The sequence below is a fragment of the Ruegeria sp. SAZA006 genome, assembly GCF_059613465.1.
The window spans coordinates 13,629-35,257 of record NZ_JBXWSO010000016.1; the positions used below are offsets into that span (position 1 = coordinate 13,629).

A 21,629-nucleotide genomic window follows, 5' to 3' on the forward strand; every position below is an offset into this window, starting at 1 on the left:
CAGAGGGTTCGGGCCCCGTTCATTGTGGCGCCATGAATTCGCCCGCTTCGATCACTCTGACATCACCGGAAGAAACCGCCGATCTGGCCAGCCGCCTGTCCGCCCATTTGGCGCCCGGGGACATTATTTTGCTGGACGGCCCAATCGGCAGTGGCAAAACCCATTTTGCACGCAATCTGATCCAATCGGCACTGCCTGTGCCCGAAGATGTGCCATCGCCCACATTCACGCTGGTTCAGGTTTACGATGGCAAAGTCGGCGAAATCTGGCACTCCGATTTGTACCGGCTGACTTCGGTGGATGAGATCGAGGAATTGGGCCTGACCGAGGCCTTTGACACGGCGATCTGCCTGGTGGAATGGCCTGACAAGCTGGGTCCGCTGCAGCCGGCCTCGGCCCTGTTGGTGCAGTTTCATGCCGACCCTGCTGCCGAAGAAACCCGACACCTGACCCTGACGTGGTCCGACCCCAAGTGGACCGAAAAATTGAAGAGGATCGCATGACCAACCGCGCAGTTCTAGCCGAGGCGCTGATCGCACGGACCCCTTGGGCCAAAGCCTCTCGCGCACCGCTGGCCGGAGACGCCTCGAACCGCCAGTATGAACGTCTGACCGACCCGGACACGGGGCAAACCGCCGTTTTGATGGACGCGCCCCCGGACAAGGGGGAAGACGTGGAGCCCTTTGTCAGGGTGGCAAAATACCTGCAGTCCGTCGGTCTGAGCGCGCCCGAGATTCTTGCCGAGGACGCCGAGAACGGGTTCCTCCTGCTGGAGGATTTCGGCGACGATCTGTTTGCCCGCCTGATCGAGAAGCAACCGGAGGTCGAGCGTGAATTGTACGAGGCTGCAACCGACGTTCTGGTCCATCTGCACTCTGGGCCCCTGCCCTCGTTGGACAGCTATGACCCGTCCCTCATGGCGGAATTGTCGGCCCTTGCCTTCACCAAATATGCCCAAGGGATACAAGGCGCCTATGACGTAGACGTCCGCGATCGTTTTCAGCATCGGTTCGCTGACATATTGCTGCAGGAAACCTCGGGTACGCGGGTGGTGACCCTAAGGGACTACCATGCCGAGAACCTGATCTGGCTGCCTAAGCGCGACGGGGTTCGCCGGGTCGGCCTGCTGGATTTTCAAAGCGCAATGCTGTGCCATCCCGCCTATGACCTGATGTCGTTGCTGCAGGATGTCCGCCGCACTGTCCCGGCCGCAATCGAGATGAGCATGGTCAACCGCTACATCACGGCAACAGGTGTGGATGACCACGATTTCCGCACGGCGTACAGTGTCCTCGGCGCCCAACGCAACCTGCGGATACTGGGCGGATTTGCCCGCCTCGCCACCGACTATGGCAAACCGCATTACGTGGATCTTATCCCGGCGGCCTGGGGTCATCTGATGCGCGATCTCGAGCATCCGGCGCTGGTCTCGGTCGCGGATTTGGTTCGGCAGGCGCTGCCATCCCCAACGCCCGAAAACCTTGCAAGGCTGAGGGCCGGATGACCGATACACCCGAGGCCATCATGCTGTTTGCCGCCGGTTTCGGAACCCGAATGGGCGCGTTTACCCGCACCCGGCCCAAGCCGCTGATCCCGGTGGCCGGGCGGCCGCTGATCGACCATGCGCTGGACCTAGCGGGCGCGGTACGGCCGCGCCGGGTGGTCGCGAACCTGCACTACATGGCCGATCAGCTGACCGATCATTTGGCGCCACGTGGTGTTCTGCTGTCACACGAACAGCCGGAAATCCTGGAAACCGGCGGCGGGTTGCGGGCGGCCTTGCCGCTGTTGGGTCCGGGGCCGGTTTTCACGATGAACACCGATGCGATTTGGTCCGGGCCCAACCCTTTGGAATTGCTGCAGTCGGCCTGGGACCCGACGCGGATGGACGCACTGTTGATCTGCGTGCCGATCGAACAGACGATCGGACATACAAGCCCCGGAGATTTCAGGATCGACCCCCAAGGCCGGCTTGCACGCGGGCCGGGTCACGTCTATGGCGGCATTCAGATCCTAAAGACCGACGGCCTAACAGACATTCCGGAAAAAGCGTTCTCGCTCAATGTCTTGTGGGACCGGATGCACCGCGATAGCCGGCTGTTCGGTCTGCAATACCCCGGGCGCTGGTGCGATGTGGGCCGCCCCGAAGGCATCGCCCTGGCCGAGGAGATGCTGGCCGATGTTTGAACCCAGCGCCAACCCCCGGGTCTTTGCGGTGCCGCCCGGCGCGGATTTTCCGCAGGCGCTGGTGCGCGGCCTGCGGGCGCGCTGCGACGGCCACCCGCCCGAGGCGCTGGCCCACGTACAACTGGTGCTGAACACCCGCCGCATGGCCCGCCGCGTGCGCGATCTGTTCGATCAGGGCCCGCCCTGCCTGTTGCCCCGCATTTCGCTGGTGACCGATCTGGGCGAAAGCGTCGATCTGGATCAGGTGCCGCCCGCCGTGCCGCCCTTGCGTCGCCGGCTGGAACTGACGCAGTTGGTGTCCCGCCTGCTGGACCAGCAACCGGACCTGGCCGCGCGGTCGTCGCTGTTTGACCTGTCCGACAGCCTCGCTGCCCTGATCGAAGAGATGCAGGGCGAGGGCGTCCCGCCCGAGGCGATCCGGCAACTGGACGTGACCGACCTGTCGGGCCATTGGGCACGGGCGCAGGCCTTCATCGGCATAGCCGACCAGTTCCTGAAGACCGAGGATGGCAGCCTGGACGTGCAGGCCCGCCAACGCCGCGTGGTCGAGAACCTGATCGCCCGCTGGCAGGACGCGCCGCCGCAACACCCCGTGATCCTGGCCGGTTCCACCGGCTCGCGCGGGACCACGCTGATGCTGATGCAGGCGGTGGCGCAGCTGCCGCAGGGGGCGCTGATCCTGCCGGGGTACGATTTCGACCAGCCCGCCCACGTCTGGGAACGGTTGGATTCGGCAATGACCTCGGAGGATCACCCGCAATATCGGTTCCGCAAGCTGATGACCGAACTGGGGATAGGGCCGGATCAGATCGCAGCCTGGACCCCGGACCAGCCCCCCTCGCCCGCGCGCAACCGTCTGGTTTCATTGGCATTGCGTCCGGCCCCGATCACCGATGCCTGGATGAGCGAAGGCCCGCAGTTGCGCGACCTGGATGCCGCGACGCGCGACATCACCCTAGTTGAGGCGCAATCACCCCGGGCCGAGGCGCTGGCCATCGCCCTGCGCCTGCGGCAGGCGGCCGAAACCGGCCAGACCGCCGCCCTGATCACCCCCGACCGGATGCTGACGCGCCAGGTCAGCGCCGCGCTGGACCGCTGGAACATCCTGCCCGACGACAGCGCCGGCCTGCCGCTGCAACTGTCTCCGCCGGGCCGGTTCCTGCGTCACGTGGCCGGGCTGTTCGCGCGCCGTCTGGATGCCGAGGCGCTGCTGACCCTGCTGAAACACCCGTTGTGCCAAAGCGCAGGCGACCGCGGTGCCCATCTGCTGCACAGCCGCGATCTGGAACTGCACCTGCGCCGCAATGGCCCGCCCTTTCCCGACAGCGACAGCGACAGCCTGACAGGTTTTGCCGTCGAAAAAGACGTGCCCGACACGTGGGTCCGGTGGCTGATCCGCAATTTCTGCGACCAGCAGATCAGCGGCACCCTGCCCCTGACCGACTGGGTGCAGCGCCTGCGCGATCTGGCCGAAGCGATTGCTGGCGCCGGAACCGGCGGCGCGGGCGAGTTGTGGGACAAAAACGCAGGCCAAGCGGCGCTGGCGGTGATCTCGGGCCTTGCGGACGAGGCCGAGCACGGCGGCGAGATAACGGCGCTGGATTTCGCCGATCTGCTGGGCGCGCTGCTGGCCGGGCAAGAGGTCCGCGACCGCGACGCGCCCCACCCGCGGATCATGATCTGGGGCACGCTCGAAGCGCGCGTCCAGGGCGCCGACCTGCTGATCCTGGGTGGGCTGAACGAGGGCAGCTGGCCCGAGGCCCCCGTGCCCGACCCCTGGCTGAACCGCCAGATGCGCGACCGTGCCGGCCTGCTGCTGCCGGAACGGCGCATCGGCCTGTCGGCCCATGATTTCCAGCAGGCCATCGGCGCGCCCGAGGTCTGGCTGACCCGCGCCGTCCGCTCGGATGATGCCGAGACCGTGCCGTCACGCTGGCTGAACCGGTTGACCAACCTGTTGCAGGGCCTGCCGGATCAGGGCGGCCGCGCGGCGCTGGAAAAGATGCGCGACCGGGGCAAGACATGGCTGCGCTGGTCCGAGATGCTGGAACAGGCGCCCCGGATCGCCGCCGCACCACGCCCCTCGCCGCGCCCGCCGGTGGCCGCGCGCCCGCGCCGTCTGTCGGTGACCGAGATCAAGCGGCTGATCCGCGACCCATATGCGATCTATGCCAAGCACGTCCTGCGCCTGAAGCCGCTGGACCCGCTGGTGCAGGCGCCCGACGCCCTGCTGCGCGGCATCGTAATCCACGAGATCCTGGAACATTTCGTCAAGGACAGCGTGCTGGACGGGGCGCTGCTGACCCGCGACAACTTCCTGAAACGGGCCGAGGCACTGCTGGGTGAGCATGTCGCCTGGCCCACCGCCCGGAAACTGTGGCTGGCGCGGCTCGAGCGGATCGCCGACGACTTTCTGCGCGCCGAGATCAGCCGCCGCAGCGACGGCGGCCCGATCGCGTTCGAGGCCAAGATGTGCCTGACGCTGGAACCGCTTGGGTTCACCCTGAATGGCCGCGCCGACCGGATCGACCGCAACAGCCGCGGCGCCCTGACCATCATCGACTACAAGACCGGCACGCCGCCCTCGGAATCGCAGCAGGCCAAGTTCGACAAACAGCTGCTGATCGAAGCCGCGATGGCCGAGCAGGGCGGGATCGACGGATTTGACCCGATGGCCGTGGCCAGCGCCGTGTTCATCGGTATGGGCGGCACCTACAAAGAGGTCCCGGCACCCTTGGACAAAGAGCCGCCCGACAGGGTTCTGGCCGAGCTGAAAGAGCTGATTTCCACCTATTTAGAGCCTGATCAGGGTTTCTCCTCGCGCCGGATGATGCACAAGGACAGCGACGTGGGCGACTATGACCACCTGGCGCGGTTCGGCGAATGGGACCGCACCGCCGAAACCAAGCCCGAGGATCTGACATGACCCCGCGCGACGAAGCGACCGAACGGCAGGTTCAGGCGGCGCGGCCCGATGCGTCGACCTGGCTGGCGGCCAATGCGGGCTCGGGCAAGACGCGGGTTCTGACCGACCGCGTGGCGCGGCTGCTCCTGGACGGCGTTCAGCCGCAGCACATCCTGTGCCTGACCTACACCAAGGCCGCCGCCAGCGAGATGCAGAACCGCCTGTTCAAACGGCTGGGCGAGTGGGCGATGCTGGACGACGCCACGTTGCAGCGGCAACTGACCGAACTGGGCGTCGAAGGGGTGATCGACCCCGACCGCCTGGCCCGTGCCCGCACCCTGTTCGCGCGCGCGATCGAAACGCCGGGCGGTTTGAAGATCCAGACGATCCACTCGTTCTGCGCCTCGCTGCTACGGCGGTTCCCGCTCGAGGCCGGGGTCAGCCCGCAGTTTTCCGAGATGGAAGACCGCGCCGCAACCCTTCTGCGCGAGGAGATCGTCGAGGATTTCGCCGAAGGCCCGCAGGCCCGCCTGATCGAGGACGTGGCCCGACACATCACCGATACCGGCTTTGACAAGCTGACCGCCGCGATCGCCCAGAAGCGCACCCTGTTCACGCCCGCGCTGCAATGGCCCGACCTGCTGGCCCGTTTTGGCCTGCCCGAGGGGTTCGACGAGGACGCGCTGCTGGCGCAGGTGTTTCTGGGCGGCGAAGTCGAGCTGATCCGTTCGATCCTTCCGGCGCTGGCGGGCGGCGGCAAGACCGACGCCAAGGCGGCCGAGAAACTGTCGGGCTTCACCGAACCCGCCTTGGGTCAGTTGCCGGTGCTGGAAGATGTGTTCCTGACCGGCAAATCCGCCAAAGAGCCCTTTACCGCCAAGATCAACAGCTTTCCCACCAAGGCGCTACGCGAGCGGGTTCTGGCGGGGCAGATGGATCCGCTCGAGGCATTGATGCGGCGGGTCGAAGCTGCAAGGGAAGGGCGACTGGCGCTGGCAGCCGCACGCAAATCTCTGGTGCTGCACCGCTTCGCGGCGGCCTTCCTGCCGGAATATGAGCGTCGCAAGCAACTGCGCGGCTGGCTGGATTTCGACGACCTGATCCTGCGCGCGCGCCTGTTGCTGAACGATCCGGCGGTGGCCGCTTGGGTTCTGTACCGGCTGGATGGCGGCATCGACCACATCCTTGTGGACGAGGCGCAGGACACCAGCCCCGATCAATGGGATGTGGTCGAGAAACTGGCGCAGGAATTCACCAGCGGCGAGGGCGCGCGGTCCGGGGTCGAGCGGACGATCTTCGTGGTTGGCGACAAGAAACAGTCGATCTATTCCTTCCAGGGGGCAGACCCGCAGGCCTTTGACCGGATGCAGGCCGAGTTTGGGCGGAAACTAAATGAATCAGGCTCAAAACTGTGGGATTGGACGCTGGAATACTCGTTCCGCTCCTCCAGCGCCATCCTGTCGCTGGTCGATATCCTGTTCGAAAACCGCGCCGATGCGGGGTTTCAGAAAGAGTCCCAGCACCGCGCCTTCAAGGCCGATCTGCCCGGCCGGGTCGATCTGTGGCCGGTGGTGGAAAAGGTCGAGGATGCGGACGAGGGCGACTGGACCGACCCGGTCGATCGGCCCGCGGCGCAGCATCACACGGTGATCCTGGCCAACCAGATCGCCGCGCGCATCAAGGCCATGATCGACGCCGGCGAAACCATCCCCGAAGACGGCCCCACGCGCGGCACATTCGTGCGCCGCAAGGTGCGGCCGGGGGATTTCCTGATCCTGGTTCAGCGCCGCTCGGACTTGTTTGCTGAGATCATCCGCGCCTGCAAGGCCCAGGGTTTGCCGATCGCGGGGGCCGACCGGCTGAAGGTGGGAGCGGAACTGGCGGTCAAGGATCTGGCCGCATTGCTGAGCTTTCTCGCCACGCCCGAGGATGACCTGTCGCTGGCCACGGTGCTGAAATCGCCGCTGTTCGGCTGGTCCGAGCAGATGCTGTTCGACCTGGCCCATCGCCGGCAGGAAAGGTACCTGTGGGCGGCGCTGCGCCAACGGGCCGAGGATTTTCCCGAAACGCTGGCTGTGTTGAACGATCTGCGCGGGCAGGTGGACTTTCTGCGCCCCTATGACCTGATCGAACGGGTGCTGACCCGCCATGACGGACGCCGCAAACTTTTGGGCCGTCTGGGCGCCGAGGCCGAGGACGGCATCAACGCGCTGCTGTCGCAGGCGCTGGCCTATGAACGGTCGGACATTCCCAGCCTGACGGGTTTCCTGGTCTGGATGCAGACCGACGACCTTGAGATCAAGCGCCAGATGACCGGCGTGGGCAACATGATCCGGGTGATGACAGTGCATGGCTCGAAAGGATTGGAGGCGCCGATCGTGATCCTGCCGGACACCGGCAAGCGGCAGCCGCCCCGCGATGCCGAGATCATGGTCGCAGACGGCACGCCCTTGTGGAAGGTGCCCGCCGACCTGTCGCCCGACCTTATCGCCCGCGCCCGCGAAGACGCGCGCCAACGCGAGGAGAACGAGCGGCTACGGTTGCTGTACGTTGCGCTGACCCGGGCCGAGAAATGGCTGATCGTGGCGGCTGCCGGCGATCTGGGTCGGGACGGGTCCAGCTGGTACCAGCTGGTCGAAGAGGCGATGGGCCGGGCAGGGGCCACCGAGATCCCCGGAACCGGCATCCGCCGTCTGGCGCATGGCGATTGGGAGGATCTGCCACTGGACCATCGCCCGACCCCGGAACCGGTGCGGGATACCCCGCCGGACCTGTTCCACCAGCCCGCACCCGAGCCGATACCCGATCTCGAAACGCTCAGCCCGTCCGATCTGGGCGGGGCCAAGGCCCTGCCGGGCGAGACCGGGCTTGAGGAAGAGGCCGCCAAGCTGCGCGGCACCCGCCTGCACCTTCTACTCGAACATCTGGGCCAGGCGCCGCGCGACCGGTGGGATCAGCTCTGCGCCCGGCTTCTGCCGGATATGCAGGACGGTGACCGACGCGACCTTCTGGCCGAGGCTGCGGGCGTACTGACCGCGCCGGACCTGGCCCCCGTCTTTGCCCCGGCCGCGCTGGCCGAGGTGCCCGTCTCGGCCACTCTAGACGGTCGTCGGATTCATGGGGTGATCGACCGGTTGATCGTGACGGATGACGTGGTGCAAGTCATTGATTTCAAATCGAACTCCACGATTCCCGATCGGGCCGAGACCTGCCCCGAGGGCCTGCTGCGGCAGATGGGCGCCTATGCCGCCGCGCTTTCGCAGATCTATCCTGGCCGCGAGATCCGCACCGCGATTTTGTGGACCCGGACGGCGCGCCTGATGTGGCTGCCACACGATCTTGTGACAGATGCGCTGGTGCGGGCCCAGATATCTTGACCTCCCCAATGGGCGCACCTACGTTCGACTCCCAACCGCATGTCATTCAGGAGACAGAATATGTCGACCGTAGCCGTAACCGACGAAACCTTTGACGCCGAAGTCAAGAACTCGGACGTCCCCGTCGTGGTGGATTTCTGGGCCGAGTGGTGCGGACCCTGCAAGCAGATCGGACCCGCTCTGGAAGAGCTGGCGGCCGAATATGGCGGCAAGGTCAAGATCGCCAAGGTCGACGTGGACAGCAACCCCAACTCGGCCGCAGCCATGGGTGTGCGCGGTATTCCCGCGCTGTTCATTTTCAAGGACGGTCAGGTGGTTTCGAACCGCGCAGGCGCTGCCCCGAAGGCCGCCCTGCAAAGCTGGATCGACGAATCCATCTGATACCGAACGGAACTCAAGAAAGAAGGCGCTCCTCATGGGGCGCCTTTTTTGTGCATGGCCTGCGCAAAAAGAAAAAGCCGCCCGGAAATCCAAGCGGCCATTCGTCTTTAGTCGAATTCGGTCTGAATTCAGATCTTGGCGATATCTTCGCGGACCAGACCGATATCTTCCAGCTGGGCATCGCTCAGTTGCGACAGCAGCTTGCGGGTCTTGCGGGCGGTGTTCCATTCGGCGACAGCTTCGAAAGCGTGCGAGATGCCGTCCACTACACGCAGGATGGTAGCTGCTCCGAGCGGCGCATGGATGTTTGCGGTGGTTGCCATTTGCGCATTCCTTTTTTGAAACAGCCGACCCTGTGTCGGTTGTAAGCCTCATCTAGTCTTGCGACAGGCGACTCACAATTGCTGGTCCGACAACCCCGTGATGCACGGATTGCATATCTTTTAGGCAGTTTGAGAACGGGTTGCGCGGATCGCGCCTCCGGCCCATATAGGGCATCAACGGATACGGAGGCTTGAATGGCGGAGAACGACTTTCCCGGTTGGCACGGCACCACGATCATCGGCGTCAAGAAAGGCGGCCAGATCGTCATCGCGGGTGACGGGCAGGTCAGCCTGGGCCAGACCGTGATCAAGGGCACCGCCCGCAAGGTACGGCGCCTGTCGCCCGGCGGGTTCGAGATCGTCGCCGGGTTCGCCGGATCGACCGCCGATGCTTTCACGCTGCTGGAACGGCTGGAAGCCAAGCTGGAGGCCACGCCCGGTCAACTGGCCCGCGCCTCGGTCGAACTGGCCAAGGACTGGCGCACCGACAAGTACCTGCAAAAGCTTGAGGCGATGCTGATCGTCACCGACGGCCGAGACCTGTTCGTGATCACCGGGGCCGGGGACGTGCTCGAGCCGGAACATGACGTGGCGGCGATCGGGTCGGGTGGCAACTTTGCCCTGGCAGCCGCGCGCGCGATGATGGACAGCGACAAGTCGGCCGAGGAGGTTGCCCGCGAGGCCATGGCAATTGCCGCGGATATCTGTGTCTACACCAACGGCAACCTGACGGTTGAGAGCATTTCGGGCTAGGGGTCAGGCCAGCAGGGCCGAAATCTCCTTGCCCTTCCACCGGCGGTGCATCCCGATCAGCCCCAGAATGGCCGAGGCGATCACGATGTAATAGGGCAGGCGGATATCGAAGCTCATCAACCCGCCGCCGATCAGCGACATGATTCCACCCGCTAGGCAGAACACAGCCGTGGTCACGCCCATGACCCAGCCCTGATCCGCCTCGCTGACCGACGAGGAAAACAGGCCCAGGAGGGTCGGGTAGGCCACGCCGAACAGGAAATAGAACAGGAACACCGGCACATAGCTGAGCACGCCGCTGGGGCTGAAGGCAAAGGCAAAGCCGCAGATCACCATGACGATCAGCGAAACATAGATGATGTTGTGCTTGCTGAACCGTTCCTGCGCGGGTTTCACGAGAAACGTACTGGAGAAGGCCAGCGCAACACCGATGACGACCATCGCCATGCTGCCACCGATCACGCCATAACCAAAGGCGCTGGTCAGGAAATTGTCCACAAACACGTAGAAGGTGACGTTCGCGATCATGAAGAACGCGTAGACGGGCAGGATCTTCAGAACCATGGGGTGGCCGCGCACGGCAACCAGGCTGTCGGTCACGTCGCGGGGGCGAAAGACGAAGGGCTCGCGTTCGGTTCGGGTATCCTTGAAGAAGAACAGCACCAGCAGGATCGCGATGAGCACCAGGACAAACGCGCCGTAGAATGGGGTCTTGAGCGTGGCAACGCTGCCCAAAAGCGCCGCATCCGACAGGACCGCTCCGATGATCGGGCCGCCGACCAGGCCAAAGCTGACCCCTGTCACGATATAACCCATGTTCCGGTCACGATCGGCCGCATCCGTGCTGCCGTCGATCATGGCCGCCTGCGCGATTGGTTGGTTTCCGGCCGTGAACCCGGTGATCGACCGGCCCACGATCAACAGGATCAGGCTATTGAGATACAGCGCCGCAATCGTGATCGCATAGCCAGCCAGCGCGCCACCCAGGCAGATCAGAAGTGCATTCTTGCGCCCGATGGAATCCGAGACCTTCGAGACATAGACGACGCCCAGAAACCAAGACAGGAAGAAACACCCGATCACCAGACCGTAGTAGAAGTGACGGCTGCCCATTGACGTGCCTTCCGGCAGAAAGCCCGATTTCGTCTCCATGATCAGCGAGTTGATGATCGGAAAAACCAGCCCTTAGCCGATCAGGTCCACGAACACCACGAACAGCAGGGTTATCTTGGCAATCTTGGTCATTTCACTCTCCGGGTCCCGCGCACATTCCGCCAACCCTATCAGAGCACACCGAAATCTCCCAACATGGAGGTCAGGAAAGAATTGCATTGGCGCCGGGTCATTGTTAACCAACGCGGCCAAATGTGCGGTCTCGGTTGTTTTTGCCGACCCCGTGCTTACCTAAGCCGCAGCTGACTGCCGACCATCGAAAGGACTGCCCTGTGACCGACCTGACCCCGCGCGAGATCGTCTCGGAACTGGATCGTTTCATCATCGGGCAGAAGGATGCCAAGCGCGCTGTCGCCGTGGCCCTGCGCAACCGCTGGCGGCGCAAGCAGTTGGCGGATGACATCCGCGACGAGGTCTATCCCAAGAATATCCTGATGATCGGGCCCACCGGCGTGGGCAAAACCGAGATCAGCCGCCGCCTGGCCAAGCTGGCGCGCGCGCCTTTCATCAAGGTCGAAGCGACCAAATTCACCGAGGTCGGCTATGTCGGCCGCGATGTCGAACAGATCATCCGCGATCTGGCCGATGCCGCGATCATCCAGACCCGTGAATACATGCGCGAAGAGGTCAAAGCCAAGGCGCATCAAGCCGCCGAGGACCGTGTGATCGAGGCCATCGCCGGCTCGGACGCCCGCGAGAGCACCCGCGAGATGTTCCGCAAGAAGCTGAAATCCGGCGAGCTGGACGACACGGTGATCGAACTTGAATTGGCCGATACGTCCAACCCGATGCCGATGTTCGACATTCCAGGCCAGCCGGGTGGACAGATGGGCATGATGAACCTGGGCGACATTTTCGGCAAAGCTTTCGGCGGGCGCACCGTCAAGCGCCGCATGAGCGTTGCCGAAAGCTATGACATCCTGATCGGAGAAGAGGCCGATAAGTTGCTGGATGACGAGGCCGTCACCCGCGCGGCACTGGAATCGGTCGAGCAGAATGGCATTGTATTTCTGGACGAGATCGACAAGGTCTGCGCTCGCGCAGAAACCCGCGGCGGGGATGTCAGCCGCGAAGGCGTGCAGCGCGACCTACTGCCCCTGATCGAAGGCACGACCGTCTCCACCAAGCACGGCCCGGTCAAGACCGACCACATTCTGTTCATCGCCAGCGGCGCGTTCCATATCGCCAAGCCTTCGGACCTGTTGCCCGAACTGCAGGGGCGTCTGCCGATCCGGGTCGAGCTGCGCGCGCTGACCGAAGAGGATTTCGTGCGCATCCTGACCGAGACGGACAACGCGCTGACCCGCCAGTATACGGCTTTGATGGGCACCGAAAACGTCACCGTCAGCTTTACCGAAGACGGGATCGCCGCGCTGGCCCGGATCGCCGCCGAAGTGAACCAGAGCGTCGAGAATATCGGCGCCCGGCGCCTTTACACCGTGATGGAACGCGTTTTCGAAGATCTGTCCTTTGTCGCGCCTGACCGTGCCGGCGCGGAAATCGTGGTCAACGCGGCCTTTGTGGATGAAAACCTTGGTGAGCTGACCAAATCCACGGACCTGAGCCGTTACGTTCTGTAACATGATCAGCCGGTTTTTGCCGGTTGGTCCTGCGCAATTATCTGGACGCGTCGGCAGGTTACGCTATGCGTAGCACGTAACTGTTGGTCTGGGATCGTTCCGTGCTGCGCTATCTGATCATTTTCGTCACGGTTTCCGTTTTGGGAGGCTGCGTTGACCGATCCATCTCGGTCACCTTGCCCGAAGCGTTGGACGTCGGCACGGCGCAGACCGTGTTCGCGGCGACCACCCGCGCACGCGAGGCCGATGGCTCTTACGGGTATCGTCGCGCTGACCGCCTGCAATTCCTCGAAACCACCGTCTCGATCCCGCCGAACCACCGCCCCGGGACGCTTGAGTTTTCCTATTCGGACCCGACCCCGAGCCGGCAATTCGTTTTGGCCGGTGTGCGAGAATTTCCGTCCGAGCAGGATCTGAAAGCACGGCTGAACGGCGCCAAGGAAGTTACGATTTTTGTTCATGGCTACAACGCCACCCAGACCGAAACCGTTTTTCGCGCGGCTCAGTTGGCTCACGACATCGGCCTGCCTGGCAAGACGTTGGTCTATTCCTGGCCCAGCCGAGGGTCCGGATCGGGCTATGCCTATGATCTGGACAGCATGCTGTTTGCCCGCGACGGTCTGCAACAAACCATCTCTACGCTGAAATCCCTGGGCGTCCCGCGCGTGCTGATCGTTGCGCACTCGATGGGAGGCGCGCTGACCATGGAGATGATGCGCCAAGCCGAGCTGCGCGAGCCGGGCTGGTCGCGGCGCAATCTGGAAGGTGTGTTGCTGATCTCGCCCGATCTCGACGTTGACGTGTTCCGGTCGCAGATGGCGGTGATCAAATCTCCGCCCGAGCAATTTGTGATCATGGTCTCGCGCAAAGACAAGATCTTGAACGTGTCCGGACGCCTGCGCGGAACTGCCAAGGGTGAGCGGCTGGGCAACATCAGCTCGACCGAGAAGCTGGCGCAGTACCCGGTCAGCATCATTGACACCACGGCCTTCAACAAGGATGCGGAATCCTCGCATTTCGTAGCCGCCACATCTCCGGCACTTCTGTCGATTCTCAACGCGGCGGGCCGGGTCAGCAGGACCTTTGGCCGGGATCAGGGTGGTATTGATCTTCTTGTGCCGCCGGCCGTGCGAAACGATGCCGGCGCGACTGAGGTTGTTCTGACCGAAACCGGGCAGGTGCGGGTCAGCACTCCGTGATTGGGCGCGGGGTCCGCCTTTTCCTTGCGGACAATGCTCCGTGGTTGGGCGCGGGGGTCTTGCTGACCTTCATGTCCAGTTTCGGGCAGACCTTTTTCATTTCGATCTTCGCCGGTCAGATCCGGGCCGAGTTCGGCCTCAGCCACGGCGCATGGGGCGGTCTTTATTCCTTGGGTACGACTGTTTCCGCGATTGTCATGATCTGGGCCGGAGGGCTGACAGACATCTATCGTGTCCGAGTGCTGGGCCCGGCTGTCCTGCTTGGGCTTGCGTGTGCCGCGCTGGCGATGGCGGTCAATCACTGGGTGATCCTGTTGCCCGTGGTCATCTTTCTGCTGCGTCTGTTCGGCCAGGGCATGTGCAGCCACATTGCCATGGTTGCGATGGCCCGGTGGTTCACGGCCACGCGGGGCAGGGCGCTCTCCATCGCAACGCTGGGATTTGCCGTCGGCGAAGCCTTGCTGCCCGTGCTGTTCGTCGCCGCCATGGCCTTTATCGACTGGCATTTTCTTTGGGCGCTCTCCGCCGCCATCGCGTTGTTGGGAATACCCGCGTTGATGCGAATGCTGCGTCAGGAACGGACACCACAAAGCCTAGCCCGGGAAACCAGCGCGACCGGGATGCTTGGGCGGCACTGGACCCGGCGCGAAACGCTATTGAACCCGCTTTTCTGGTTCATGATGCCGGCGCTCATGGGACCTTCGGCATTCATTACTGCGTTCTTCTTTCACCAGGTCCATCTGGCGCAGACCAAGGGCTGGGCCCATATCCAACTGGTTGCGTTGTTTCCGGTCTATACCGGGGTGTCGATCTTGGCGATGTTCGCCTCGGGCTGGGCGTTGGACAGATGGGGCACGGCGCGGATGATGCCGTTCTATCAGATTCCGATGGCTGCCGGGTTTGCCCTGTTTGCGTTTGTCCAGACAATCCCCGGCGCCGTAATCGGTTTGTCCTGTCTTGCCATTTCGGTCGGCGCCAACAGTACGCTGCCCGCCGCGTTCTGGGCCGAGTTCTACGGCACCCGTCACATCGGCGCGATCAAGGCGATGGCTGCCGCCGTCATGGTGCTGGGGTCTGCTGTCGGGCCCGGCCTGACTGGCGGGTTGATCGATCTGGGCGTGCCGCTCAGCACGCAGTTCCTGTGGATCGCCTGGTTTTTCGTGGCAACGTGCGGCATAGTCTGGATCGGTATTCACAGGGCCCGGCGGCTGCTTTAGCGGACCCGCCTCAGATACACGTAGTAAGCCCCATCACCGCCATGGCTGATATGGGCGGGACTGACCTGAAGAACCGCTTGGGCCAGCGGCGGCAAATTCAGCCACTGAGGCACCTGGTTGCGCAGCACACCGCGGGGCGTCGGGATCGGGCCGGGTTCGTCTCTGTCCTTGCCTTTGCCGGTGACCACCAGAACCAGTCGTTTTCCCGATGCCTGCGCCGACAGGATGAACCGGATCAGAGCAGGATGGGCCGTATCGACCCGCATTCCGTGCAGGTCCAGCTTGCCTTCGGGCTTCAGCTTGCCGCGTTTCATCCGCGCAAAGGCCTTGCTGTCCATCTGTACGGGTGCGGCGCGCAGGCTGTCGCCGATTGCGGGCTTCAAGCTGTGGCCGCGCCCGTTTGCAGGTGCATTCTGACCCAGTTCAAAGGCGTCTATCCGCGCTTTGGGGGTTTTTCGCGGCTTGGGTTTCGGCAATGTCGATGGGTGAACGGATTGGGGAATCTCCGGGTGCAGCCGCTCGGTCTGCCGGGTCACCTTGTGCCACAATTCAATCTCGTCTTCGGTCAGCTTGCGGCGGGTCATCAGAACTCATCCGGCAGCATGGCATAGGCGCGTTGGATCGGCAGCAGAACGATCATGCGGCCGGGATCCTTGAGCTGGCCCGCTGCCTGTCCTGCGGCGTCCCCGGTTCCGAAAAAGATGTCGGCCCGTTGTGCGCCCTTGATTGCCGAGCCGGTGTCCTGTGCGATCATCAAGCGCCGCAGCGGAGTCCTGCCGTCTTTTTCGACCCAGACTGGCGCGCCCAGCGGGGTATAGGCCGGATCCACGGCGATGCTGCGCATTGCGGTGATCGACCGGTTCATTGCGCCCAAAGGACCGCGGTCTGCAGCCACCCGCGAAACCTCGCGGAAAAATACGTAGGACGGGTTGTGCATCAAAAGCTCGGCCCCAATCTCGGGGTTCTTGCGCACCCACGACTGGATCATCCGGGCGCTCACATCATGCGCACCCAGAATACCGCGCCGGACCAGTTCAACCCCAACCGACCGATATGGGTGGCCGTTGGCCCCGCCATATCCAACACGCACGGAACTGCCATCCGGCAAACGGATGCGCCCCGAGCCTTGAATCTGTAGAAAAAACAACTCGACCGGGTCATCGACCCAGGCGATTTCCAAGCCCCGGCCTTTCATCACGTCGCTGGTCAGCAGTTCGCGCCGGCTGAGCCATTGCCCGGCCTCCCGCGCCTCGGGCGGCATCTTGTAGACCGGGTATCTGTAGGTTTCAGTCCGCGTCCGCGAGCCGTTCAATTCCGGTTCAAAATATCCGGTGAACAGCGGGGCCTTTTCGTCCTCGATCAGGATGGGCCGGAAGAACAATTCGAAAAAGGCGCGCGCGGCATCGGGCTCGTATGTCCCTGCGGCTGCACACAACGAACGCCAGTCCGGATCGTCCAGATCCCCGCACGTGTCCAGAAAAACGGACAAGGCCGCGCCGTGGTCATCCTCGGCCCAGCCGTCAAGGTCAGCAAATGACAGGATGGATCGCGTCGCCTCGGCTCCGGCGGCATTGGCGGCGGTCAGAACCGCCACCAGCATCAGCGACCGGAGCGTTCCGATCATGCGTCCGTGGCGACAAGCAGCCAGTTCGGATCATCCGCGCCCATGACGCGGGCGAAAGTCCAGCTGTCCTTCTGGCGTTTGATCGTGTTGGGGCTGCCTTCGATGATGTCACCGCCCCGGTCACGCACGACCGACGTCAGCTCGCCGACGAACCGCACGGTGATCTCGGCGCGGTTGGAATCCTTGTCGAATTGGGCATCCACCAGACCCATCTCACGCACACCGATGAACTCAGCCTCGATCGTCAGGCCCTTGTCCTCGCGATCGGCGACAACCGAGACGAAGGTTTCGAACACTTCCTCGGACAGGAAGGGCTGGATTTCATCCAGGTTGCCCCGCTCGAACCCCATGACGATCAGCTCATAGGCGCCACGGGCGCCCTGCAGAAACTCGCTGACCGAAAAGCTCGACTCGACGCGCTTCATCGCAGCCAGCGTCTGCGCCAATTCGCTGTCTTCGGGGACATGGTCGGTAATGTCACGATCCGGACCGCCGTCGATCACTTCGAAATCACGACGCGACTTCCCGGTGTCGGGTTGCTGCGGCACCGGTGGTTTTTCAAAGCCTTCGCGCGTGCCCAGCACGCTTCTGAGACGCAGGATCAGGAAGATGGCTATGCCAGCCAGCACCAGAAGCTGGATCAGGGGTGAGTTCATTTCGTCCTCTTTTCAGCACCGAGACTTTGTACACGCGGCCTCGTGTCACTATGTAGGTGACAGTTGGTGGCAAGTCCACAGCCCGGCCTATGGGAAAGGATAGCGCATATGTATCTGTTCTTGGCATTTTTATTGGTGCCGATCATCGAAATCGCCCTTTTTATCCAGGTCGGCGGTCTGATCGGCCTGTGGCCGACGCTGGCAATCGTGGTTTTGACCGCCTTTCTGGGTACTGCGATGGTGCGGACACAAGGTCGCATGGCGATGGGTCAGCTACAGCGCGCCTTTTCCGAACTGGACGACCCGACCGAACCGCTGGCCAATGGTGCGATGATCCTGCTGTCGGGTGTTCTGCTGATGACACCCGGGTTCTTCACCGACGCAATCGGCTTTGCGCTGCTGGTTCCCGGGGTGCGGGCCGCGGTTTTTCGGTATCTCAAGTCGCGGGTCACGATTACCCAGTTCCAGATGGGCCCCAGCCCGCAATACGGGGCGGCGCGCGATCCGTTCGGTGGGGATGACATCATAGATGGAGAGTATTCGGAAGTGCGCACAAAACCCGCGCAACCGTCGAAATGGGTGGAAGGGCCGCACCAGCATTGAGGTGCCCGGCCCAACTTGATAAGCAGTGGCGAATTTAAATTTTGGAGCGGATCCATGACCGAAGAAACCGCCGCCGGCACAACCCAGCCTCAGGCAGCCCCCCAAATCCAGATGCGCATTCTGGGACAGTTCATCCGGGACATGTCCTTTGAAAACGTGATGGCGCAAAAAGGCGTCTCGGGCGACGTGCAGCCCGAGATCTCGGTCCAGGTGAACCTGGATGCGAAAAAGCGCTCGGCAGACCACCAATACGAGGTGTCGATCAAGCTGAACCTCAAGTCCAAGGCCAAGGGTCTGGAGGACATCCTGTTCCTGTGCGAGATCGATTATTGCGGCCTGTTCCACGTGGAAGGTGTGCCGAATGATCAGTTGCACCCGTTCCTGATGATCGAATGCCCGCGGATGCTGTTCCCGTACCTGCGCCGCATCGTCAGCGACATCACCCGCGACGGTGGCTACCCGCCGGTCAACCTCGACAACATCGATTTCGTCGGCCTGTACCGCAACGAGTTGATGCGCCGTCAGGCCGAAGCGTCCGACAAAACCGAAGCGTGACTAGGCAACCCGCATCTGACCCAGGTCAGGTGCGGGACCACAGGGCGTTTTCGCCCAGCTTTTCGACAAATGCATCATGCGCAGCACGCTCATCCTCGGTAATCCGGGGCTGCAGTGGGTTGGGCCGTGGACCGGGGCGCCAGATGTCGCCACCGGTTGAGCTTTCGGCAGACGCCGAGGACAGGCCGAAATCGGGCTGCCGCCCGCCGATCAGTTCCAGATAGACCTCTGCCAGGATTTCCGAGTCGAGCAACGCGCCGTGCAGAACCCGGTTCGAGTTGTCGATGTTGAACCTCCGGCACAGGGCATCCAGCGAGGCGGGCGAGCCGGGAAACCTCTTGCGCGCGATCGCGAGCGTGTCCAGCGCCTGCTCTATCGGGATCGGAGGCAGACCCATCCATCCCAATTCGGCATTGAGGAACTTCATGTCGAATGAGGCGTTGTGGATCACCAGCCGCGCATCCCCCACGAAATCGCGGAAGGCCTGCCCGACCTTCGCAAAGACAGGTTTGTCCTTCAGGGTGATCTGGCCCGGTTCGGGAGGTTGCGGCGGCTCCAGCAGGTCAGGGCCGATGCCGTGCACGCCGAAAGCCTCGGCCGGCATAGAACGTTCGGGGTTGATATAGACGTGATAGGTCTCGCCAGTGGCGACGTGGTTCCACAGCTCGATGGCGCCGATCTCGACGATCCGGTCGCCGCTTTCGGGATCGAATCCGGTGGTTTCCGTATCCAGTACGATTTCACGCATCTACCAATCCTGCCCTGATCTGCCTGACCACATTCTGCACCTGTGCGCGGGCATGGTCCAGAGTGTCGGTGACGATCACGAAATCCGACCGCGCGCATTTTTCGTCATTCGGCATCTGCTTGGCGCGGATCTGCTCGAACTGCGCCTCGGTCATCGTGCCCCGCGCCATGACCCGGCGCTTCTGCTCGCCTGGGGGGATTGAAACGCAGGCCACCGCATCCATCTGCGCGTCGCCGCCGGTTTCGAAAAGCAGAGGAATATCAAAGACAAGGATGTCCGACTTGGCCGCCTGTCGAAACGCCTCGCGATCTCGGGCCACCAGCGGGTGGACGATGGATTCGATCCGTTTCAAAGCGGTCGGATCGGCGCTGATGATCCGTTTCAGGGCGTCACGGCTGACGGCCCCATCCTCGATCGCGTCGGGAAATGCCGCGCGGATCGGCGCGACCGCCGCGCCGCCTTCCGCATACAGCCGATGCACGGCGGCGTCTGCATCCCACACGGCGCAGCCTTCCTGCGCGAACAGGTCGGCGGTGGTGCTTTTGCCCATGCCGATCGACCCGGTCAGACCCAGAGAGAAACTCATGCCAGAACCGCTGCGCGGGTTTCTTCCGTGACCTCGGGGCGCAGGCCGAACCACCGCTCGAACCCCGGAACCGCCTGATGCAGCAACATGCCCAGCCCGTCGACGACCGTGCAGCCCGCAGCCTCGGCCTGTTCCAGAAGGCGGGTCTTCAATGGCGTATAGACCAGATCGGTCACCACCGTTCCCGGCTGCAACCCGTCCAAGGGGACGCGCAGCTCGGGCTGACCCTGCATGCCCAGCGACGTAGTGTTCACCACCAGCTCGGCGTTTTCGATCACGTTTCCGGCCTGGACCCAATCGACCACGGTGATGCGCTGGCCGAATTCATCTTTCAGGTGATCGGCGCGCGACCGCGTGCGGTTGGTCAGCAGGATTTCGGGCACGCCGGCCTCGGCCAGCGCCTGCAGCACCGCCCGCGCGGCCCCGCCCGCGCCGAACACCACCGCCGGGCCATCCTGCGGCACCCAATCCGGCGCACCCGCACGCAGGTTCTGCATAAACCCGTACCCGTCGGTATTGTCCGCGTGGATCGAGCCATCGGACCGGAACACCAGCGTATTCGCCGCCCCAATCACCGAGGCACGGTCCGACACATGATCTGCCAGCCGCATCGCGGCCTCTTTGTGCGGAACGGTGACATTGGCCCCGACGAACCCGGCCTTGGGCAAGCTGCGCAGGACCGTTTCAAGGTCGGCGGGCGCAACATCCATCGGCACATAATGGCCCGGCAAACCATAAGTCTTCAGCCAATAGCCATGCAGGGCAGGCGATCGGGAATGGGCAATCGGGTGTCCGATGACTCCGGCCAGTGGAATGCGGTTGTCGGTCATTGTTCGATCACCCCTCGGACCGCAAGAAAATTGAGCAGCTCCAGCAGGGGCATACCCAAGACGTTAAAATAGTCGCCGTCAATGCTGGTGAACAGGCGCACGCCTTCTTCTTCCAGCTTGTAGGCCCCGACCGCGTGGCGGATGCTGTCCCAGTTGCGCGCGACATAGCCCTTCAGATAGGCATCCGAACTGGCGCGCATCCGCAACCGCACCTGACCGACATGGCGCCAGACCGGTTCGCCATTCTGATAGATCACCGCTGCCGACAGCAGCATGTGGCGCTTGCCGCGCATAGCTTTCAACTGTGCCAGCGCGTCTTCGGGCGTTTTGGGCTTGGACAGCAGACGTCCATCGAAATCCAGAACCTGGTCACAGCCCAGAACCATCGCGCCGGGCGTCTTGTCACTGATCTTGCGCGCCTTGAGCTCGGCGAGAGCATCGGCGATGTCGCGCGGCGGGGCGCCCTCGGCCACAAGCGCGCGTTTGGCAGTATCCTCGTCCACGCGGGCGACCTGGACGGAGAACGGCACCCCGGCGTTGCGCAGCAACTGCGCGCGGATCTCGGACCCCGAGGCAAGTACGATGGGGACAGTCATGTGGAAAACCCCGTGGGCAAGTGGATCATTGGTCTTGAACGGTTTGTATGGTTTTCCGGTTGACACGCAAGCCCGCGATTTCGGCCTGAAACTTCCCTGAGTCGCTCAAAGACTGTCCGGTCGGGACAAGGATAACTCGGGATCTTGGGACTTCCTGTTCATCAAAAGATGTCCCTTGAGTTATCCCCAAGACAGGTCCGCGATGTATAATTTAACTATTTGTTTTTACTATGTAAAAAATGAAATCACCAGAATCAATCAGTTTTGGAATTTATTCATCCACCTGGGGAAAACTGGCGGACAAAACAATAATCCACGGATTTTGCCCACCCTACA

General features: G+C 63.1%; 21 protein-coding genes. 12 read left to right on the forward strand and 9 right to left on the reverse strand.

Annotation, left to right across the window (positions count from 1 at the left end):
• Positions 1-32: 32 nt before the first annotated feature.
• From tsaE to trxA, 6 genes are read left to right on the forward strand one after another with little or no spacing between them, the layout of a single operon-like run.
• The gene (gene tsaE / locus AC2FNZ_RS15215; RefSeq protein WP_496841150.1) at positions 33-503 is read left to right on the forward strand and encodes a tRNA (adenosine(37)-N6)-threonylcarbamoyltransferase complex ATPase subunit type 1 TsaE; all 471 of its coding nucleotides are present in this window, start codon (positions 33-35) and stop codon (positions 501-503) included.
• Positions 500-1,504 carry an aminoglycoside phosphotransferase family protein gene (locus AC2FNZ_RS15220; RefSeq protein ID WP_496841151.1) on the forward strand — a complete coding sequence of 335 codons (1,005 nt, stop codon included), beginning with the start codon at positions 500-502 and terminating at the stop codon, positions 1,502-1,504. Before tsaE ends, AC2FNZ_RS15220 begins: the two co-directional genes overlap by 4 nt.
• Entirely contained in the window at positions 1,501-2,187 is a 687-nt protein-coding gene (locus AC2FNZ_RS15225; protein ID WP_496834675.1) for a nucleotidyltransferase family protein, read from the forward strand. The genes AC2FNZ_RS15220 and AC2FNZ_RS15225 overlap by 4 nt, the downstream gene beginning before the upstream one ends.
• Entirely contained in the window at positions 2,180-5,113 is a 2,934-nt protein-coding gene (gene addB / locus AC2FNZ_RS15230) for a double-strand break repair protein AddB (protein WP_496841152.1), read from the forward strand. Before AC2FNZ_RS15225 ends, addB begins: the two co-directional genes overlap by 8 nt.
• Positions 5,110-8,469, forward strand: a complete 3,360-nt coding sequence (gene addA / locus AC2FNZ_RS15235; protein ID WP_496841153.1) for a double-strand break repair helicase AddA — start codon at positions 5,110-5,112, stop codon at positions 8,467-8,469. The genes addB and addA overlap by 4 nt, the downstream gene beginning before the upstream one ends.
• Positions 8,470-8,529: 60 nt before the next feature.
• Positions 8,530-8,850: a thioredoxin gene (trxA, locus tag AC2FNZ_RS15240; protein WP_093963876.1), complete on the forward strand. Its 321-nt coding sequence runs from the start codon at positions 8,530-8,532 to the stop codon at positions 8,848-8,850.
• Between the two features lie 128 nt (positions 8,851-8,978).
• Here trxA and AC2FNZ_RS15245 read toward each other — a convergent pair whose 3' ends face one another.
• Positions 8,979-9,173: a DUF1127 domain-containing protein gene (locus AC2FNZ_RS15245; RefSeq protein WP_093963877.1), complete on the reverse strand. Its 195-nt coding sequence runs from the start codon at positions 9,171-9,173 to the stop codon at positions 8,979-8,981.
• A gap of 195 nt (positions 9,174-9,368) precedes the next feature.
• Between AC2FNZ_RS15245 and hslV the strand changes: the two genes are divergently transcribed.
• Complete coding sequence (hslV, locus tag AC2FNZ_RS15250) at positions 9,369-9,926, forward strand: ATP-dependent protease subunit HslV (RefSeq protein WP_093963878.1); 558 nt, start codon at positions 9,369-9,371, stop codon at positions 9,924-9,926.
• Positions 9,927-9,929: 3 nt separating this feature from the next.
• Here the strand turns inward: hslV and AC2FNZ_RS15255 are convergent, their stop codons facing one another.
• Positions 9,930-11,078: an MFS transporter gene (locus tag AC2FNZ_RS15255; RefSeq protein WP_496841154.1), complete on the reverse strand. Its 1,149-nt coding sequence runs from the start codon at positions 11,076-11,078 to the stop codon at positions 9,930-9,932.
• 293 nt (positions 11,079-11,371) lie between these two features.
• Here AC2FNZ_RS15255 and hslU point away from each other — a divergent pair, with 293 nt between their 5' ends.
• The 3 genes from hslU to AC2FNZ_RS15270 all read left to right on the forward strand — a co-directional run bounded on the left by hslU (position 11,372) and on the right by AC2FNZ_RS15270 (position 15,095).
• Positions 11,372-12,679, forward strand: coding sequence for an ATP-dependent protease ATPase subunit HslU (gene hslU, locus AC2FNZ_RS15260; RefSeq protein WP_170340657.1), 1,308 nt, complete (start codon positions 11,372-11,374; stop codon positions 12,677-12,679).
• A gap of 101 nt (positions 12,680-12,780) precedes the next feature.
• Complete coding sequence (locus AC2FNZ_RS15265; protein ID WP_093963881.1) at positions 12,781-13,878, forward strand: alpha/beta hydrolase; 1,098 nt, start codon at positions 12,781-12,783, stop codon at positions 13,876-13,878.
• A gap of 71 nt (positions 13,879-13,949) precedes the next feature.
• Positions 13,950-15,095 carry an MFS transporter gene (locus AC2FNZ_RS15270; RefSeq protein ID WP_496841155.1) on the forward strand — a complete coding sequence of 382 codons (1,146 nt, stop codon included), beginning with the start codon at positions 13,950-13,952 and terminating at the stop codon, positions 15,093-15,095.
• Here the strand turns inward: AC2FNZ_RS15270 and AC2FNZ_RS15275 are convergent.
• The 3 genes from AC2FNZ_RS15275 to AC2FNZ_RS15285 are packed head-to-tail and all read right to left on the reverse strand — an operon-like array spanning position 15,092 to position 17,375.
• Entirely contained in the window at positions 15,092-15,679 is a 588-nt protein-coding gene (locus tag AC2FNZ_RS15275) for a Smr/MutS family protein (RefSeq protein WP_496841156.1), read from the reverse strand. The genes AC2FNZ_RS15270 and AC2FNZ_RS15275 overlap by 4 nt on opposite strands.
• Positions 15,679-16,719 (reverse strand): murein transglycosylase A, encoded by a 1,041-nt coding sequence (gene mltA, locus AC2FNZ_RS15280; protein WP_496834668.1) that lies wholly within the window; start codon positions 16,717-16,719, stop codon positions 15,679-15,681. The genes AC2FNZ_RS15275 and mltA overlap by 1 nt, the downstream gene beginning before the upstream one ends.
• On the reverse strand, positions 16,716-17,375 hold the full coding sequence (locus AC2FNZ_RS15285) for a Tim44/TimA family putative adaptor protein (RefSeq protein WP_170368987.1): 660 nt from the start codon (positions 17,373-17,375) through the stop codon (positions 16,716-16,718). The genes mltA and AC2FNZ_RS15285 overlap by 4 nt, the downstream gene beginning before the upstream one ends.
• 108 nt (positions 17,376-17,483) lie before the next feature.
• On the opposite strand from AC2FNZ_RS15285, the gene AC2FNZ_RS15290 reads away from it, so the two are divergent.
• Positions 17,484-17,978 (forward strand): FxsA family protein, encoded by a 495-nt coding sequence (locus tag AC2FNZ_RS15290; RefSeq protein WP_496841157.1) that lies wholly within the window; start codon positions 17,484-17,486, stop codon positions 17,976-17,978.
• Positions 17,979-18,032: 54 nt separating this feature from the next.
• Positions 18,033-18,533, forward strand: a complete 501-nt coding sequence (secB, locus tag AC2FNZ_RS15295; protein WP_475145577.1) for a protein-export chaperone SecB — start codon at positions 18,033-18,035, stop codon at positions 18,531-18,533.
• Between the two features lie 25 nt (positions 18,534-18,558).
• Here secB and dnaQ read toward each other — a convergent pair whose 3' ends face one another.
• Genes dnaQ through AC2FNZ_RS15315 form a run of 4 tightly spaced genes read right to left on the reverse strand, consistent with a single transcriptional unit; the run spans position 18,559 to position 21,293 of the window.
• Positions 18,559-19,281 (reverse strand): DNA polymerase III subunit epsilon, encoded by a 723-nt coding sequence (dnaQ, locus tag AC2FNZ_RS15300; protein ID WP_496841158.1) that lies wholly within the window; start codon positions 19,279-19,281, stop codon positions 18,559-18,561.
• Complete coding sequence (coaE, locus tag AC2FNZ_RS15305) at positions 19,274-19,867, reverse strand: dephospho-CoA kinase (protein WP_093963889.1); 594 nt, start codon at positions 19,865-19,867, stop codon at positions 19,274-19,276. Before coaE ends, dnaQ begins: the two co-directional genes overlap by 8 nt.
• Positions 19,864-20,697, reverse strand: a complete 834-nt coding sequence (locus AC2FNZ_RS15310; RefSeq protein WP_093963890.1) for a shikimate dehydrogenase — start codon at positions 20,695-20,697, stop codon at positions 19,864-19,866. Before AC2FNZ_RS15310 ends, coaE begins: the two co-directional genes overlap by 4 nt.
• Positions 20,694-21,293 (reverse strand): Maf family protein, encoded by a 600-nt coding sequence (locus AC2FNZ_RS15315; RefSeq protein WP_093963891.1) that lies wholly within the window; start codon positions 21,291-21,293, stop codon positions 20,694-20,696. The genes AC2FNZ_RS15310 and AC2FNZ_RS15315 overlap by 4 nt, the downstream gene beginning before the upstream one ends.
• Positions 21,294-21,629 lie beyond the last annotated feature (336 nt).